At 37.5% G+C, this 16,752-nt stretch carries 22 protein-coding genes; 6 read left to right on the forward strand and 16 right to left on the reverse strand.

Annotated elements, in window-relative coordinates; translation table 11 throughout:
- Positions 1–41: 41 nt before the first annotated feature.
- Together R9C00_11980 and msrB are read right to left on the reverse strand one after the other, a co-directional pair.
- The gene (locus R9C00_11980) at positions 42–407 is read right to left on the reverse strand and encodes a GNAT family N-acetyltransferase (protein ID WPO38172.1); all 366 of its coding nucleotides are present in this window, start codon (positions 405–407) and stop codon (positions 42–44) included.
- Positions 408–854 (reverse strand): peptide-methionine (R)-S-oxide reductase MsrB, encoded by a 447-nt coding sequence (gene msrB, locus R9C00_11985; protein WPO38173.1) that lies wholly within the window; start codon positions 852–854, stop codon positions 408–410.
- A gap of 138 nt (positions 855–992) precedes the next feature.
- Between msrB and R9C00_11990 the strand changes: the two genes are divergently transcribed.
- Both R9C00_11990 and R9C00_11995 read left to right on the forward strand, forming a co-directional pair.
- Positions 993–1,688 carry an SDR family oxidoreductase gene (locus tag R9C00_11990; protein WPO38174.1) on the forward strand — a complete coding sequence of 232 codons (696 nt, stop codon included), beginning with the start codon at positions 993–995 and terminating at the stop codon, positions 1,686–1,688.
- Between the two features lie 220 nt (positions 1,689–1,908).
- The gene (locus R9C00_11995; GenBank protein ID WPO38175.1) at positions 1,909–2,472 is read left to right on the forward strand and encodes a DUF4251 domain-containing protein; all 564 of its coding nucleotides are present in this window, start codon (positions 1,909–1,911) and stop codon (positions 2,470–2,472) included.
- 62 nt (positions 2,473–2,534) lie between these two features.
- Here R9C00_11995 and R9C00_12000 read toward each other — a convergent pair whose 3' ends face one another.
- The 13 genes from R9C00_12000 to R9C00_12060 all read right to left on the reverse strand — a co-directional run bounded on the left by R9C00_12000 (position 2,535) and on the right by R9C00_12060 (position 11,671).
- On the reverse strand, positions 2,535–3,236 hold the full coding sequence (locus R9C00_12000; GenBank protein ID WPO38176.1) for a glycosyltransferase family 2 protein: 702 nt from the start codon (positions 3,234–3,236) through the stop codon (positions 2,535–2,537).
- Between the two features lie 203 nt (positions 3,237–3,439).
- Positions 3,440–3,604: a Lacal_2735 family protein gene (locus tag R9C00_12005; GenBank protein WPO38177.1), complete on the reverse strand. Its 165-nt coding sequence runs from the start codon at positions 3,602–3,604 to the stop codon at positions 3,440–3,442.
- A 118-nt stretch (positions 3,605–3,722) separates the two neighbouring features.
- Complete coding sequence (locus tag R9C00_12010; protein WPO38178.1) at positions 3,723–3,890, reverse strand: Lacal_2735 family protein; 168 nt, start codon at positions 3,888–3,890, stop codon at positions 3,723–3,725.
- A gap of 149 nt (positions 3,891–4,039) precedes the next feature.
- The gene (locus R9C00_12015) at positions 4,040–4,852 is read right to left on the reverse strand and encodes an ABC transporter permease (GenBank protein WPO38179.1); all 813 of its coding nucleotides are present in this window, start codon (positions 4,850–4,852) and stop codon (positions 4,040–4,042) included.
- Positions 4,853–4,902: 50 nt separating this feature from the next.
- The gene (locus R9C00_12020) at positions 4,903–5,811 is read right to left on the reverse strand and encodes an ABC transporter ATP-binding protein (protein WPO38180.1); all 909 of its coding nucleotides are present in this window, start codon (positions 5,809–5,811) and stop codon (positions 4,903–4,905) included.
- Between the two features lie 4 nt (positions 5,812–5,815).
- A complete protein-coding gene (locus R9C00_12025) occupies positions 5,816–6,367 on the reverse strand; it encodes a DUF4252 domain-containing protein (protein WPO38181.1) in 552 nt (183 codons plus the stop codon).
- Positions 6,368–6,567: 200 nt separating this feature from the next.
- Complete coding sequence (locus R9C00_12030; GenBank protein WPO38182.1) at positions 6,568–7,089, reverse strand: DUF4252 domain-containing protein; 522 nt, start codon at positions 7,087–7,089, stop codon at positions 6,568–6,570.
- Positions 7,086–7,604, reverse strand: coding sequence for a hypothetical protein (locus tag R9C00_12035; protein ID WPO38183.1), 519 nt, complete (start codon positions 7,602–7,604; stop codon positions 7,086–7,088). The genes R9C00_12030 and R9C00_12035 overlap by 4 nt, the downstream gene beginning before the upstream one ends.
- Positions 7,582–8,106 carry a sigma-70 family RNA polymerase sigma factor gene (locus R9C00_12040; GenBank protein WPO38771.1) on the reverse strand — a complete coding sequence of 175 codons (525 nt, stop codon included), beginning with the start codon at positions 8,104–8,106 and terminating at the stop codon, positions 7,582–7,584. The genes R9C00_12035 and R9C00_12040 overlap by 23 nt, the downstream gene beginning before the upstream one ends.
- A gap of 334 nt (positions 8,107–8,440) precedes the next feature.
- Positions 8,441–8,920: a hypothetical protein gene (locus R9C00_12045; GenBank protein ID WPO38184.1), complete on the reverse strand. Its 480-nt coding sequence runs from the start codon at positions 8,918–8,920 to the stop codon at positions 8,441–8,443.
- A gap of 877 nt (positions 8,921–9,797) precedes the next feature.
- Positions 9,798–10,526 (reverse strand): DUF4386 domain-containing protein, encoded by a 729-nt coding sequence (locus R9C00_12050; protein ID WPO38185.1) that lies wholly within the window; start codon positions 10,524–10,526, stop codon positions 9,798–9,800.
- Between the two features lie 17 nt (positions 10,527–10,543).
- A complete protein-coding gene (locus R9C00_12055) occupies positions 10,544–11,119 on the reverse strand; it encodes a Crp/Fnr family transcriptional regulator (GenBank protein ID WPO38186.1) in 576 nt (191 codons plus the stop codon).
- 117 nt (positions 11,120–11,236) lie between these two features.
- Complete coding sequence (locus R9C00_12060; protein ID WPO38187.1) at positions 11,237–11,671, reverse strand: nuclear transport factor 2 family protein; 435 nt, start codon at positions 11,669–11,671, stop codon at positions 11,237–11,239.
- Positions 11,672–12,317: 646 nt separating this feature from the next.
- Here R9C00_12060 and R9C00_12065 point away from each other — a divergent pair.
- The 4 genes from R9C00_12065 (at position 12,318) to R9C00_12080 (ending at position 14,982) form a co-directional block, all read left to right on the forward strand.
- Positions 12,318–12,671, forward strand: a complete 354-nt coding sequence (locus tag R9C00_12065; protein ID WPO38188.1) for a metalloregulator ArsR/SmtB family transcription factor — start codon at positions 12,318–12,320, stop codon at positions 12,669–12,671.
- Between the two features lie 183 nt (positions 12,672–12,854).
- Positions 12,855–13,637: an IS5 family transposase gene (locus tag R9C00_12070; protein ID WPO38189.1), complete on the forward strand. Its 783-nt coding sequence runs from the start codon at positions 12,855–12,857 to the stop codon at positions 13,635–13,637.
- Between the two features lie 11 nt (positions 13,638–13,648).
- Positions 13,649–14,638, forward strand: coding sequence for a permease (locus tag R9C00_12075; protein WPO38190.1), 990 nt, complete (start codon positions 13,649–13,651; stop codon positions 14,636–14,638).
- 5 nt (positions 14,639–14,643) lie between these two features.
- Positions 14,644–14,982 carry a hypothetical protein gene (locus R9C00_12080; protein ID WPO38191.1) on the forward strand — a complete coding sequence of 113 codons (339 nt, stop codon included), beginning with the start codon at positions 14,644–14,646 and terminating at the stop codon, positions 14,980–14,982.
- Positions 14,983–15,241: 259 nt separating this feature from the next.
- Here R9C00_12080 and R9C00_12085 read toward each other — a convergent pair whose 3' ends face one another.
- Positions 15,242–16,666, reverse strand: coding sequence for an amino acid racemase (locus R9C00_12085; GenBank protein ID WPO38192.1), 1,425 nt, complete (start codon positions 16,664–16,666; stop codon positions 15,242–15,244).
- Between the last annotated feature and the right edge of the window lie 86 nt (positions 16,667–16,752).

Below are 16,752 nucleotides of genomic sequence, written 5' to 3' on the forward strand. Positions count from 1 at the left end.
TTTCTGGATATACAGGTTCGCTGCGTGCCTGTTGTGTTGCTCTACTTCCAAGTGGATAGTATTATGCCAACTGCTTTTGCTTGTAACTCAACGTATTCCAATGTTGCTTTTCCCAGCCCTTTTCCCCTGGCAGGTTCTTTTATAAAAAATTCATCGATCATCGCATCTCTTCCGGCATATTCAAAACTGAAGCCAAAGGCAAGCACGATATAACCCACAAGCTCCTCTCCTTGGAAGGTAAGCCACAGCCGGCCTAAAGCAGGTGTGGCTATGAGCTCTTCTATGAGTCGGCTTGCCTTGTCTGGATCAAAAGGGTAGGAGTCTATGGCATAAAATTCCTCCATCATTTCCAGCAACTCAGGAATGTTGTTTTTTTTAGCTAGGGCAAAAGTAGTTTTTCTGCTCATTTACTTTTCCGACTTTTTGAGGGAAACAGCATTGATACAATATCGGAGCCCGCTTGGCGCTGGTCCATCGGGAAATATGTGTCCTAAATGGGCATCGCAGGTATTACAAATAGCTTCTACCCGCTTCATTCCGTAGGAATTATCTATGTGGTAAGCCACAGCATTTTCTTCGAGAGGCTGCGTGAACGAGGGCCAGCCCGAGCCGCTTTCAAACTTCTCTGAGGCATCGAAGAGCAAGGTGCCGCAGCAAGTGCATTTGTAAATTCCCGGATCGAACTTGCTACACATTTCCGAGCTAAAAGCCCGTTCAGTTCCTTTTAATCTTGTTACTTCAAATTCTTCTGGGCTAAGCTCCTTTTGCCATTCCTCTTCAGTTTTTTCTACTCTGCGTGTTGGCGTAGGATTGCCTTTTTGGGCAAAGCGGATTATATCATTCCAGTTTAGCATACTTCTATTATTTACATTAGTTTTAGCTCGACTTGTACTCGTCAGTACAGGTCTTATATAAGTTGAAAAACAAAAACGGCGCACTCTTGTTCGAGTAATGTTGATTTGGACAAAAATGAGAATAAAACAATAGTTGAAATGGTAGTAATTACAGGAGGAACAAAAGGGATAGGGCTAGCACTCATCCATAAATTTGCCGCAAAAGGACATGATATAGCTACATGTGCTAGAAATAAGGAAGATCTAGAAAACTTAAAAAAAGAGCTGGTAAAGCAGTATGGTATAGAAGTATTCATTCAATCAACAGATGTTTCGGTGAGGGAAGACCTTGCTACTTTTGTCGATTTTGTAAAGCGGATAGAAAAACCTATCGATGTGTTGATCAATAATGCAGGGATGTTTATTCCTGGAGCTATCCACGATGAAGCAGAAGGCTCTTTGGAGAAAATGATCGAGACGAATTTGTATAGCGCCTACCACGTTACCCGGGGGCTGATTGGGGAAATGATCACCAAAAAAGCTGGACATATTATCAATATTTGCTCTATCGCAAGCTTTGAGGCTTATCCAAATGGTGGTTCATATGCCATTTCCAAACATGCAATGTGGGGTTTTTCCAAATCGCTGAGAGAAGAGATGAAACCTCATGGGGTGAGGGTGACAAGTGTGTTGCCAGGGGCTACATATACTGCAAGTTGGGAAGGGGTTGATTTACCTCCCGAAAGGTTTATCAAGCCTGAAGATGTCGCCGAAATAGTTTATACTTCCCATAAAGTGTCAGCCCAAACGGTAACGGAGGATATCATCATTCGCCCACAGCTGGGAGATATATAATTCCAATTTGTGTTGGAATACTTGAAAACGTCCTCTTGAGCTGCTCAAGAGGACGTTTTTTGCTTCTGTTAAAACAGAAATGTGGTTTATATGGGAATATTCCTGTTCAAAGGAAAAAATCCCCATTGGCTTGTTTTCGCACCATTTCCCTCTCTAATGGCTCTTATTATTGTAATGTAAATCAAAACAATCAGGCATAACCATTCAAAACTATAAAACCATGAAAAAGCTGATTTTAAGTTTATTAGTGTTGTTCCAATTAAGTGCAGTTGCCGTTTTTGCACAAGAAAACAAAGAAGAAAAAAAGCTGACTAAAAAAGAGAAGAAGGAACTGAAGATGAGGGAGCGTTTAGAGCAGAAAGAAGTGCTTTTAGCTATTATAAATGAGGGGCGTTTTGTGATTGAGACACACACGGTATATGATCGATATGGCCAGAGTTATAATATGAACCCTAATATCAACTTTGTAGCCATTGATAAAGACAAGTCGACTATCCAACTTGCATTTAACCACTTGGTAGGTTGGAATGGAGTAGGGGGGATCACCCTCGATGGCACAGTTACCAAATTAGAAATTAATGAAGGCAAAAATAATAAAGCTATTCAGGTACAGATGAGAGTAAGCAATCGAGGTACAGGTTGGGCAGATATCAATATTTCCGTAAGTAATGACGGATATGCCAGGGCATATATAAGAGGCGATTTCGGTGAGAGAATCACTTTCTCAGGGCAGTTGGTTTCCCTGGAAGAATCTTCAGTTTATAAAGGTATGCCTTTGTTCTAGGGTATGTGATTAATATAAAGCAGTTGAAGGTTGCCAAATTGGCGACCTTTTTTGTTAAGTTATTACAAATATCGGAAGATGGTAAAAAGTATTTTGTAACCGGCCATAATAGTACCTTTTACCGTGCCTGAAACTTTTGAAACACCAATTCTTTTTCTATAATTTACAGCTACTTCCCTGCAAACTAGTTTCTTTTTGGCTGCCTTTACCTGCATTTCTACTGTCCAGCCATAGGTTTTGTCTTTCATTCCTATTTCCAATAATTTATCGAAGCGGATAGCTCTGAAGGGACCAAGGTCGGTAAAAGTTACTCCATAAAACAGTTTTAATAAAGAAGTGGCTAGCCAATTCCCAAATATCTGCTGGGGAGTCATCGAACCACTTTCTCTTTGTCCAAGTGGCCGTGAGCCTATCACCATTTCAGCTCCATCATGTTTTATTGGGTCTACCAAAAGCGGGAGTTGTTCGGGATAATCGGAGTGGTCGCCATCCATAAATACGATGATGGACGAAGCATCGGCTGGTAGTTTTTCTTTGGCATAAGCAATTCCTTTGAGGCAGGCATTCCCATAACCGGGGGTAGGTTCGTCCAAAACCGTAGCTCCAGCTTCCTTAGCAACTTTGGCGGTAGAGTCGGTAGAGGCATTATTGACCACTATTATTTCTTCCACTAGTTCTTTTGGGATTTCATTGAGTACATGGGCTATCGATTGTTCCTCGTTGTATGCAGGTATAATGACAAAAATTCTACTCGTATCGGTCATGTATAGTTTTAAAGTTGCTGGTTCAGAACAAAGGTAAGCCTATTTCAGAAGAGGAAGTTCCACAATAGGAAAGAGAACGGTGATTTTATTAGGAAAGAACGCAAAAGCCTACCCGCCTATCAATCATGGCAAGTGGGCTTTTGATATAAAGAGAGCTATTAGTGTTTAATCTAGGGATGTCTTATTTTCTCCAAATGTTTGCTCTAAGAGCTTTTTTCCATTTCTGCATATACTGCTTCTGCCTCGGCTCTTTTCAGGTCGCTCGCTTTTCTGTCGGTGTGCGAAAGTTTATAGCTTTCGTCTAGTAGCTTGTTATATTTTTGTTGTAATTTTTCTTTTTTCGATTTCTTTTTAAATAATCCTAACATAGTGGTTCTTGTTTTTGTGAGACACTATACTAGTAAGTAAATGTTCATGAAATTTGTTCATAAAAAAGCCCCAACATTACATGAATGTTGGGGCTTTTTGAAATTGCCTTTTGGCTATTTAGTCTTCACAAGCTTCTAGCTCGTGGAGAATGGCTTTCGCTTCTAATGATTTCAAAACACTTGCGTTTTGATTAGTGGCGGCTAACTTCTCTGCTTCTTCAAGTAATTTTTGATACTTTTTTTGAAGCTTTTCTTTCCTCGATTGTTTTTTGAATAGAGCCAGCATATTTTCTTCGTTTAGGGTTAAAAGTTTTTAGTAGGATTGATTAACTGATGTTTTTATTAAGTAACACTTCAAATAATAATCCAAAAATGTTAATTAAATCATACACACAACACAAAACCCTGGTTTTTATTGCTGTTTTTTTAAAATATTTACCCCACATCCTTTTTCTTTAAAAAGAAGTATGAGGCGGAAATAAAGAACAAAAGGAAGGCCAAAACCACAAATACATCTATAAACGACACGTAATCTTGTATTTCCCTAAATATGTATCGTGGGAATGGGACTCGGATAAGGTTGTTGATAGCTCTGATAGGAAAAAACTCATAAAAGCTATAATCTGGAAATTTGAAGTTGAGGTAAATAGTGAGGAAAGGTTCTACAAAAAGGGAATAAATTCCTAACAATATAATAGCGAAGCCCGCTTTGCGCAATAATAAACCCACAAGCAGTGCAAAACTAAAAAAAGTGAGTAGGTCTAAAAAATAAGCTAGAAGGAATTCGGTATGTTCTAACATTAAATCTATACCTTGTACATGAGAATATATCAATCCGGTAGTAGATCCAATAACAAGTAACAAGATTGTGTTGAGAAAGGCAAATATTCCAATCAACAAAAGCTTTGACAAAATAAAGTCTTGTTTACTCATCCCGTCAATAATATTTTGCCTAAGAGTTTTGTAGCTGTACTCGTTGGTGATGGAAATTATAATAATAAAAGCAGGAATGATTTTGAGAAAGGTGGCAATGTAGGTAATGTTTTGCCAAACATCTGGAAAGTCGTAGAGTGGCAAAATAGTCGGGTCTATTCCTCTAATTTCAGCGCCTTGGTTGGCAAGGTATTGTAAAAATAGCATGCCGCCTGAGCAAACGGCGGTGAGTACCACTGCATAGAGGATGGTTAATATCCAAAATACTTTATAGTTCTTGAGCTTTAGCCATTCTATTTCAATCAGTCTCTTCATAAGTTGGGCTTTCTGTTTTTTTTGTTATTATTAAAAAATAAGGAAGTTGATTAATTGACAGAATCGGAATTTGCGCCTAGGATTTCCAAGAATTGCTTTTCTAAACTTTTGGTTTGTTGTGCCAAGTGCGTGAGTACAATGCCTTTTTCTATCAAATATTTGTGGAGACTTTCTATATCGCTTTCTTGCTCTAGAGTTACCAAAAGAGATTCTTCGTTTTCCTCAAGCTTATCGAACTTTTGCGAAGAGAGCAAGGTGCTTTTTAATAATGCTTGGTCAGCGGCTTTTACAGCAACCTTAGGGATGTCTTTCAGGGCTTCTGCTACGCTTCCGTTATACATTTTTTTGCCCGATTTGAGCACGGCAAAGTGAGTGCAGACCCGTTGGACTTCATCGAGTAAGTGACTAGCCAGTATGATGGTTTTTCCTTGTTTTCCAATATCCCGGATCAATGTCCGTATTTCGGCAATGCCTTGGGGATCAAGCCCGTTGGTGGGTTCGTCTAAAATTAAAACTTCGGGGTCGGAGAGGAGGGCAGAGCCAATGGACAAGCGCTGCTTCATTCCCAAAGAATAAGTTTTGAAAGGATCATTTTTCCTACTGGAAAGCCCAACTGTTTCCAAAACTTTATCTATGTTTTCCACCTTTGCCCCTTTAATCTTAGCAACCACTTTGAGATTGTCGTAAGCGGAGAGGTAATGGTAAAAAGAAGGGCTTTCTAATATCGCCCCAATCCGTTTTCGGGAATGCTTTGAAGGAGGTTGCCCAAACCAACGTACTTCGCCCTCTTTTTTTGCCACCACATCGAGCGCTATGCCTAAAGTGGTGCTTTTCCCACTTCCATTGGGACCTAAAATTCCAAAAATCTGTCCTTTTTCTATTTCTAGCGAGAGGTTATCTACGGCTCTTACCTTGCCGTAATGCTTGTGTAAACCTTTGATAGTTAGTATGTTTTCCAAATGATCAGTCGTTAGTTTGTGCTTGTTTCCTTTTTCTAGCCAGCCTAAAGTCCGTCCCTTCTATCAATCCCGTTATTTTATCTATTTCAAAGCCGCTGGTAGCTAGCTTGCGGATAGCGGTGAGGTTGATCTTGCCTATTACTTCCAATATACCAAGTTCTTGGTCTCGGGTAAAAAGGGCAATTGTGCTTATGTTCTTGCCATTGTTTTCCAGTACATAAACGAAATATCTCCCGTCTTTTTCTCGCATCTCCATAAGCTTCTCATACCCATTTTTCGCTATTTTTTGCTCCAATTTTATACAGGCAACCACAGGTTCTTTTACAATTGCCGTATCAAACAGCATCCACCGCGCTTTTTTCACATCTCTCACCATGTCATCGAAATTAGGGTCCCTGTCGAGGTTGAGCATGCGGAGTGTGCTAGGATAAAAAAAGAAGCTAGAGCTGGGCTCGTTGGCTTCTTTGAACTCAGTAATAACATGGCTCTGCCCCATCAAATAATGAGTAGTGCAAAGCAATAGAATAAGTATTTTGAAGGGTTTTGCCAGAGCCATGTTTCAGTAGAATCGAATTAGTTGTAATAGTAAGTTCCAGTGCACTGTGAACTTTTTGATTTTTGCAGATGGTTTCAGGTTACGAGTTTTACTTTTATACATGCAAAAACCAGTAACAAGAAACTGGCAACGAGTAACTTTCAGCTAGGTGAGTTAGCCGGTAAATGCTAAAGTTACTTCTCTATTTGCCCCAAAACAAGCTAGTTTTTATTCATATTCCCGAGCTTCTCCATGCCTTTTATCTTCATCACACGGGAAAGCTTAGAAATCTCTTTGAGGTCGATCTCACCGAACAGGCTCAAGATAAAGAAGTTTTTCTCTCCACCAACTAGCATCAAAAGCTCTGAAATTACCCCATCCTTTTCGTTGATCATAAAAAGCATATCTTCACCGCCATCCCTTACCGACATTAGTTCTTCAAAATTGCCTTTCTTTACTTTTGCAGAAGCTTCTTTGTAGAGAGCTTTGCCGTTGGGAATGCTATCGGCGGCAAGTACTTTCAAACCTTTTATTTTGCTAATGGCCTCTAAAAGAGCCTTATCGTCTTCGTCTTCAGGTTCAAGCTCAGTAAAGAGGCTGAACATTTTGCTGGTGACCGATACTTTGGTAAAGTTCTCGTCGTCCTCGTATTTGGAGAACATGGTTGAGATTGCATCACTTTGAGAGTATGCTTTTACTCCCCAAAAACATAACATTATAAGTAAAATAGCTGATTTTTTCATTGTTCTTTTATTTTAGATTGAGCGTCGTTTAATTTTTCGATTTTTGAAATTTGGCTACTGCCTTTTTCCAACCTTGCCGAAAGCATCAGCAAGGTTTTTTTTGTATGTTCAAATGCTTCTTGCGGATTGTCGAACGTATCTTCGGCATAGGCATTTGTCATACTCATTTTTGGTTGCCCTTCTAGGTCAAAACCTTGGTGTTGGAAATACAGGGCAGCGCCTATTGTAAAAAGAATGGCTACGGATGCCGCAACAGAGTATCTTTTCCACACTGGAATGACCTTGACCGTACTTTTATCCTCAGAAAGCTTGTTTATCAGCTTTTCATCAAAGCCCTTTCCCAGCGTGTTTCCCTTTTTTTCCGAATTGAAAAAGCGGAACATTTCTGCTGTTTCCTTGTATTTGGGCGGCAAATTTGGTTTGCTAAGCAAAGCTCGGAGCTTTTTTTCCTCCGCAGGGCTTGTTTCCGCATTCCAATATTTTTCGAGTAATTTATTGATTTCGTTGTAGTCCATAAGCGTTCAGGTTAAGCATTTTCTTTTTTAAAGATTGCCTCGCTCGAAACAGATTGACTTTGACATAATTTACCTCTACACCGAGCGCCTCGGCTATTTCTGGGTTGGTAAATCCTTCAATGTCTCTCAGTTGCAAAATTTGCCGCTGAGTGGCTGGTAACTCTTCCAAAAGTTCTTTAAATCGTGAATATTGGTCGTTTACCTCAGTTAGTGTTTCGGGAGAAGCCCCTGTGTATGATGACTCTGAAAGAGCATCTATTGTGGTTTTATATTTTGTGCTAGCAGCATTTAGCCTGTTGAGCGAGAAGTTCCGGGTAATGCGCATACACCAAGCCTCCACGCTGTTCAAGCCTGATAGTTCAGCTCGGTTGTCCCAAGCCTTGATCAAGACATCTTGCACCACATCCCTCGCATCGTCCTCGTTGCCAAGTAAGTAGAGGGAGAATCGGTAGAGTTTGTCTTTTACCGGTAAAACATTTTTTTTAAAATCTTCCAGTACCATATTCAAAAGGAAGACAAAGCTGGGGAAGAAAAGTTACAGGGGGTGGGAAATATTTTTACAAGTCTATTATGCGGCATATTAATGCCATTGCTTTGAAAGTTTAGTTGGATCTAAGAAGAGGACTCTTTAGAATACCATAAGGCTACGTTTTATGGGGCTGGGTAACGGTGTTAATCTTAAGGTACAATGATGCACCCAGTTTTTATTTATATCCACGATGTTTTGACGCTAAACAACACCAACTAGTACGTAAAAAAAACACCAAGAGCTTCCCAAAAGCTCCTGGTGGTAGTAGGTTAAGCTGAACCATGGCTTATGGCTCACATCCGTTCGATTATTTATTTTCAGTCAGCTGTTTTTTTATCAAATTGTTCCATTTTTCAATGGATTGTAATTCTCCGTTTAATTGGAAGCTTAAATCAATACTATAAAATTCCAAAACAATTACAGACATGTTTTTATCTTTTGGTATAAGCTCCAAGTCAAGTCGCTCTACTACTTTGCCGTTTGCTGTTTTTCTACTGATGTTGGAAATATTACAAGATTTAATTGTTGAAAGGTCAATGAATTGTTGTTTTACTTCCTTTTTTGTATTCAATTGAAAAAACAGGAAATTCTTGCTTACGTCAGTTCCGATAACATAATTACCACAAATTTCATGTTGGGTAATTTCGTGGTTATGCTGTTTTGCCAATTCTTTTATTGACTCAAGCAATTGTTTTTCTTTCTTTTTTATATTCCTACTAATTAAAGCAAAAGGCATTGCACATACGGCAATACATATCATCCCAACTATGGCTGTTCCTAAATCCATTTTATTATTTTTTTTTCAATTTTGACATAATAATGATGTTGCGATGTGATGATTCACAACGCATAAAACTAATTTTAGAGACTGCTTTTGCAGTTTCTCTTATCAAGATTGATTACCAAAAGTTATGGAAAGGAAAGATAAGGTCAGATTTTCTATGCCTGACCAATATGGTTTTAAGATAGGTTTTGTATTGTTTGAAAAATGCGTAAAAACGCAAGTTCGTTGAAGACATTATAGCCCAAAAGCCTTCAAGGTTTTGGTTGAAAGTAGGACTTGGATATTCCGTTATTCCCGAAACTGTAGTTTCGGTTGGAGGTGTATGAATGCAAAAAGTATTTGAAAGCGAAGAAAACTGCTTTTCGAGTTTGCTTCCCGTTTCAATCAGTTTATTGGGAAAGTCTGTTTTTTCTACAGAATACCCAATGCCAAAACAATAAATTGTGATGAGAAAGAAAGCGCCCAATATGTTGTTTTGCCTTTTCAATGCTACGTTTTTTACCTCCTGAAAGGATACAAATCCGTTTCCCTTCTCTTATTTTTACCAAAACAATGCTCAATAACAAAAGTAGCGAGCCAATCAAAAGATGCGATGGTAATGTTCATCAGTTTAAAGTGCTTGCATTACCAAATAGGCGGTACGAAATACCAATACTTTTTTTGAGTTGCAATTTTAATAAATTGATTGGATTTTAATTTAAAAATCGGATTGTATATTCGGGTAGTGAGTCTGCATTTTAGATAAACGTCGACTTATGCTCTGTCTTTTCTGGATTGTTTATCATTTTAACTGGATGTACTTTCTGTTTATCAAAAAGTCCATTAGTATATGAGATGGGGTCGCCAAGCTCGTACGCAGGATGGTGTGACCGAGCTTGCATTAACTGGTGGCCAGTCGTGTATTCGTTTTTATAACCAGCCCTTTTTTCAATAGCCACATTGCTAATATTATTTCTTGTACCACGAGCGGAATTGACATTATCCCATATTCTGTTGAAATTACTTCAATTAATTGAAATACGATTAAGAAGCTAGCCAGCATTATCACTATATTCCCTAACAAACCCCATAACGATAACCACCTAGGGACTAGATTCTCTCTGTACAGGACTAAGTATAACAAGAAGTTTCCTAATCCTGTCGGCAATATTACACCTAGATGGTTAATCAAATCACGGGATAATCTTAACAAGTTTCCTGCTGATTCATAAATAGCTATATACGAAGGGTTTGATTTTGAATACTCTTGGCTTAAGAGTACGAATACAGGTAGTAATATTATTCCGATTATTTGAAATGTAGCTGCCATAAACCGAAATCCTATAAACCCAATCGAAAGAGTGTTGCTATACTGCTTGAGTATTGGATGAAGTAAAAGCGAGAAGCCAACGTAAATAGGAACTAAAAGAAACTGAAATATTGCACCAGTTAAAACTTGATCTTTATTTGGGTAAATTTCGTCAAGAAATTTATTGCTTTCAACAGAAGGTACAATACTTAAGATGCCGATAATTATTCCCAGAATGATTAAAGCTCCTGCAATTCTTGATATATGTTTATTCCTATACTCCATGATTCCAAAAGTAGGAACCTGTATATTCAAATGCATTGACTTTGGTTAAGTAATCATTTTTTGCCCATTGTTCTTTTTCTAATACGACTTAATGATTCTGGCTTAATACCCAAATAACTGGCTATTTGATGTTGGTGAACTCGTTGTATCAAGTTAGGTCTTGTTTTTAATAAGTTTAAGTATCGTTCTTCAGGAGTCGATGTTTTAAATTGAGTAAATAATTCCTGTTGCTTAATTATTATTGTCTCAGCAATTATTCTTGATAAGGATTCTAGCTGAGGGTACTTTTGAAATGTTTCTTTTTCCAATATAGGATTCCCTACACTTGCAATTGTATCTTCTAAGCATTCTATATAGTAATCTGAGGGTATTGGTGTCCCATAACTTGCGGGTATAACAGATTGTTCTTCTGTATAAAATTCTATTGTTTTTTCTTCGCCATTTTTTAAAAAGTAGCTCCTAACGCATCCTTTTAAAAGGAAATAACAATTGTTAGAAATGCTTCCCTCCTTAAGCAGGGTACTCCCTTTTTTGAACGTTTTGATAGATATACTTTCAGAAATAGCGGTCTTTATTTCTTTGGTAATTACTGTGTATTTTGAAAGGTGTTTTAAAATTTTATTTTCCACAATTTGATTCTTTTATTCTAATTGTTTTTAGAGTAGTGTACAATTTTTATGTATTTTGTAGAATATGTTTTTTGTTGTTTTGGATGATGTTTTATTGATTGGTTAAATGAGTCTGTTTTATATAAATGGCTCAAAGCAATCATAATTCCTTTGTTTGAATATTTTTCCATCTTTAAACTCAAAAAATTGAGCAAAATAAGCTTTCATTTGATCACCAGCGTTCAGTTTCCCAATAGGTATTGCGAGTTTACCATACCATATACACTCTAAAACAACAGTGTTATTGACTGATAATAAGTTTTTAACTTCATAACTTTCACTAGTTAAGATTTTTGAGCCTTTTTCTGAAGCATCTTTTAAGTCATTGAGTCCACGTTTAGTTAGTGTTTTTGTTAAAGTATTCGGGTATTCTATTTGCTCTGTTTCTGGATGATAAAATTTATCTAATTCATTTGATGATTTTCTGGCTTCCAGCATTTTTAGGAACTCAATAACTGTTTTTTCATTTGTAGTGCCTTTTAAATAGTTAAAGAAACGTTTTTCGTCTTTCAACAAACAGTATTCTATTGTATGTTATATTCCTTGTTTTTGTGTTGGCTACTGCATTTAGTTTAGTGAGGTTCAATAAGAGGACAGACGCTCTGTGAGCGTTTGCAGCGAAACAGGTAAAATTTAAACATGCTCTTATGTCTAATAGTGAGTTCATAAGCTTATTCCACCTGCCCGTCACTTAACTTTGAACGAGTTTAAAAACTTTTCAAACAACCTCTATCAGTCATTATGTATGACACATTGTATTGCCTTGAATAGTGAATATAGTTCATGAAGTTGAGTGTTGCAAAAAGTGAGGACTGTTATACGAAGATCTTCAGTGGAGCAGTTGCAAGAGTGGCTCTACAACTAAAGAATATTAATTTCTTTGTTATTGCTCTGCGGAGTTTGTGATTCCGAAACTCTATCTGGCCAAGTGGAAAGAAGTCGGACTACAAGTCTGTGGTCAATAGCTCAAATTTGTCCAAGGTTTTATAGTTTAATTTTTTTATGCTGTACATTTCAAAGCGTGGTAAACTCTATAGAATCAGACCATTTTTTTTAGTGAAAAATATTGTCGTTTAAAAATTATTGATACATTTGCCCAAGTTTAACATATGCAATAATCCGCATATGTAATATAAGAGTTTGATTAATGTATCGTTTAATGATTGATTATATTAAAATTTTCAAAGCGCTATCAGATATAAAAAGGCTAAAAGTTATTTGGCTGCTTACAAATATTGATAAAAAGATTTGTGTTTCGGAAATTGTAGAAGTATTGGAAGAGCATCAATATAATGTATCTCGACATTTAAGGGTTTTGAAAGACGCTTTGTTAATTGAAGAAGCGAAGGAGGGTAAATGGGTATTCTATTATCTTTCTCCAGTTAGGAGCGAATTCCAACATTTAATTCAAAAAACAATCTCTTCTATCCCTGAAAAAGAAATGACTGTAGAAATAACTAAATGCAGGAAGCTACTAAGTATTCGTGAAAATCATAAAAGAGACACTATATAACACAGAATAATATAAGTATCACCAATAAATATTTTTTTATCATAACATATGCGTATTAACGCATATGTTAAATCAACATTTAATAAGTAAGTAACATGAATGAAAAATTTAATTTAGAGCATGTTTAAATTTTGAAAAGAGCCGGGCAGGCTAAAACTTTGTAGTGACGAAACAACAAAGTTTATGGAAACAGGATATACCCGCTTGACCTCCCGGCAATGGCAATATATAAAAGAATATCTTCCCGTGGAAAGGAAACGCAAATATGACCTCAGGGACGTGGTGGACTCGATCTTGTACTGCATGCGCAGCGGACAGCAGTGGCGCAGCCTCTCGGGCGAGGGACGCCCTCCTTGGAATGTGGTATACTATTATTTCCGCAAGTGGCAGGGGGACAACACGCTTTTTCGGCTGAACGCGGCACTCAACCAACTAGAGCGCAAGAGGAAGGGCAAGAAGGCGACCCCGAGCATGCTTTCCATTGATAGCCAGTCGGTAAAGTGCGCGCCTTTTATCGGGCAGGACACGGGGCTGGACGGCAACAAGAAGGTGAACGGGAGAAAAAGGCACGTCATCACCGATACGCTCGGGCTGGTATGGGGAGTGGTCGCCACTGGCGCCAACGAGCATGACGGCACGATAGGGCAACGGGTGGTGGAGCCCCTCTTGGGCTACCTGCACAGGATGGAAAAGATCCTGGCAGACCAGGCCTATAAAAAGAAGTTCACCGGATGGGTAGAGGACAACATAAGGGGCGTAGAGGTCGAGATATCCTCTTGTCCCCCAACCCCCAGGGGCTTTGTGCCCATCAAGTGGAGATGGGTCACCGAGAGGACATTCGGCACGTTCAATTTCTTCCGGAGGCTGTCCAAAGACTATGAAAAAACTACCAAAAGCCAAGAAGCTTGGGTTTTATGGCAAAACTGCCAAATAATACTTAATAGGATCAAAAAAATGCCTATTTAAAATTTTTAAACATGATCTTAGCATTAGATGAGTTTATACACGTTGGCGTAGCATTGGTACTCATTATTGCTGTTGTATCAATCCTTACTGGTTTAATACGGGCCTATATTCCACAGGAAAAGCTGCAGAAAAAATTATCGAAAACTGGTAAGTATGGTGGTTTGATGGGAACACTATTAGGAATACCAACTCCCTTTTGTAGTGCGTCAATGGTTCCGGTATCCATGGGGATGGTAGAGATGGGTGCTCCATTCTCCATGGTTTTCTCATTTTTACTTTCTGCTCCATTGGCCAACTTTGTTGTAGTGGGTTTTATTTTTGGTGTATTTGGGTGGAAAGTAGCTTTGGTGTACTTTCTTGTAGTTTTTATTGGCGCTATTTTGATGGGAACCATTGTAGGAAAAACCTCATTGAGAAACCATGTAAAAAGAATTAACCTCAACTCGGGACAGCCTACTCCAACATGTAGTTCTCAACAATCTACCAACTGTGGTACTGAAACTACTTTAAGTCAATTAGGTAGTGTTTCTACAGTGGAATCAGGATGTTCGGGGCTTTCTTCTCCTTCCTGTAGTCAAAGCAATGAATCGAACCCTAAGCTTAAAGAAGCATTTAAATTTGGATGGGCATTGTTCAAACGAATTTTCCCTTATGTTTTGGTCGGGGCTCTTATTAGTGCCGTTTCGGCAATTTTCGTTCCTGACACATGGGTTCAAGAACATTTGGGTAATGATAGTCCATTGGCTATACCTATCGCTGCAACCATTGGTATACCTTTATATTTGAGGATTGAGATGGCTATCCCTATTTTAAAAGCTCTTATTGTGAAAGGCATGAGCATGGGAGCAGCAATGGCATTAATTATAGGGGGAACGGGAGCAAGTTTACCAGAAATAGCTATCATTTCATCTATGTTAAAACCTAAAGCTATTGCGGCATTTATAATTTCTGTTTTGATAATAGCTGTGGCTGGAGGATTCATTTTTTACTTTTTCTTTTAACAGGTATGAGTAAGGTCATTAGATTTATACAATCAATAATTAACGCATGTCCATATTCAATTGCAGGAAAAAAATGCTTGCAAGCCATAAAAGGTAATAAGATTGATAAAAAAGGAAATAATCATAAAATACTTAGGTACAAAAAAGGCATCAAAACTGGGGCTAACATTTTATTAATTGGTGTATTTTGTCCTTTTCTGTGGTATTCTATTTTAGCAGGTCAGAGTAAGGATTTGATTTGCCTAAATGTTTTGCACTCAGGAATCATAGCAGGGATAGGTGTACTGATAGTTGTAATAAATTATTTATCAATGGTTTATTATAGGAAACAAAGTACTCATTAGGCTAAAGAATCAAGAGCGAGTAACTTTGGCTAATACCGAATAGTTGAGGTATTTCCAACAGGCTTTAGTCTTAGAATGATGGCGTTAACCAGGGGTTCTATTTTTTTTAAGGTCGAATAGTGGGGGGCTCTACGAGGGAGCCCCCACCTGTGTAGGGATGCAGGGTTGGGATAGAAAAAGAAAAACAAGAGCTATCAGAAATATTTATAAGTAACCTAGAATTAGCTATCTATTAAATATGGAAATCCAGAGAGTGCTTTTATAAGTTTAGAGTAGCTAAATTCACTATTTTCTTTGCTAAAACTAAAGTAGGGTCAATTAACTCAACTGATTTTTCAGTATCTGTAAACTCTTTAGTATCAGGAAACAAAAGTGGTAATTCAGTACAACCTAAGATGATTACCTGAGCTTTTTTTTCAATAAGGTGTTTAACGCCTTTCAGAATTTGTTCTTTACAAGGTCCATTTGTTTTTCCTGCTTTTACCCCAAATTCCCCATAAATACTTTCCATTACATAATCTTGATGTGTTTCATCGGGAACAACAACCTGAAGTCCATAATGGGTAAGTACATTATAGTAAATTTTGCTTTGAATAGTGCCAGTTGTTGCCAATATCCCTACTTTGGCTTCCTTCCCAAAATTTTCTAAAATATATTCTGCTGTAGTTGTTATCATATTCACAATAGGCACTTTGAGGTGTTTTTGTATTTCTTTTACAAAAGCATGTGCTGTATTACAAGGTATTGCTATTACATTAGAACCAGCTACTTCCAATTTTTTGCAAGTCGAATATAACGCAATGGTTGGATCTGTTTCATTTTTAATCAAATTGGCTGTTCTATCGGGAATTTGAGGATTTTGTTCAACTATCATTTTTATGTGATCCTGATCTTTTTTAGCTGGTGTGCTTTGAATGATTTTATTCATAAAATCGACTGTTGCAGAAGGACCAACCCCTCCAACAATTCCAAGTTTAAAAGGCTTGACCTGTGGACTATTTTCTTTTGCTAGTGCATAGTCTGCATAAACCTCATTAACGTCTATAATAGAAATCCCTCTTTTCCAAAGCTGACTTACCAATAGAGAAATTTCGGTTACACAAGGCAAGATCACTTCGCAACCTTTTGCTTTTAGTTCTATACATGCCTCATGTATATATTCTAATGGCAGACCGTCTAAGTATCCATTTTTTATGCCTGATTCACCATATATAGCGTTCATTAACTGGTTTTGATTTTCAGGATATACCAATTCATAGTCTTGAAAATATTTCTGCAATAAGAATGATTCTTTCACAAAGCTAGAGGTAAGCACTCCTATTTTTGTTCCCTTCTCAAATCTTAAGTTTAAATAATCGGTTGTAGCATCAAAAATATTTACAATAGTGATTGGTGTTTCTTGTTGCAGCTCACCTAAAAATGAATGACTTGCAAAGCATGGAAGTAAAATTTTAGACACGTTTTTTTGTTCAAAATTTTTGCATAAATTGAAAGCGTAAAACTTTCTTGATTTAATATCCTGCTCTTCAAATAAAGCAGATCCAATCTGACTATAGGGTTGCTGTTCAAAAATGAAATGATAATTATTTTGATTTTTTAAGGCTGATTTGTTTTTCAGAAGTTTAAAAAACAAGTCTGCACTAGATAAAGCCCCTAAGCCACCAATTACTGCAATTTTATTCATCCTTTTTAAATGATTTTCTAGTTACCTGTAACATCCATACAGATGCAATTGTAGCTGTGCTTATGCCACATATATATTTACATAAC

This window comes from Flammeovirgaceae bacterium SG7u.111 (assembly GCA_034044135.1).
Taxonomy (GTDB): domain Bacteria; phylum Bacteroidota; class Bacteroidia; order Cytophagales; family Flammeovirgaceae.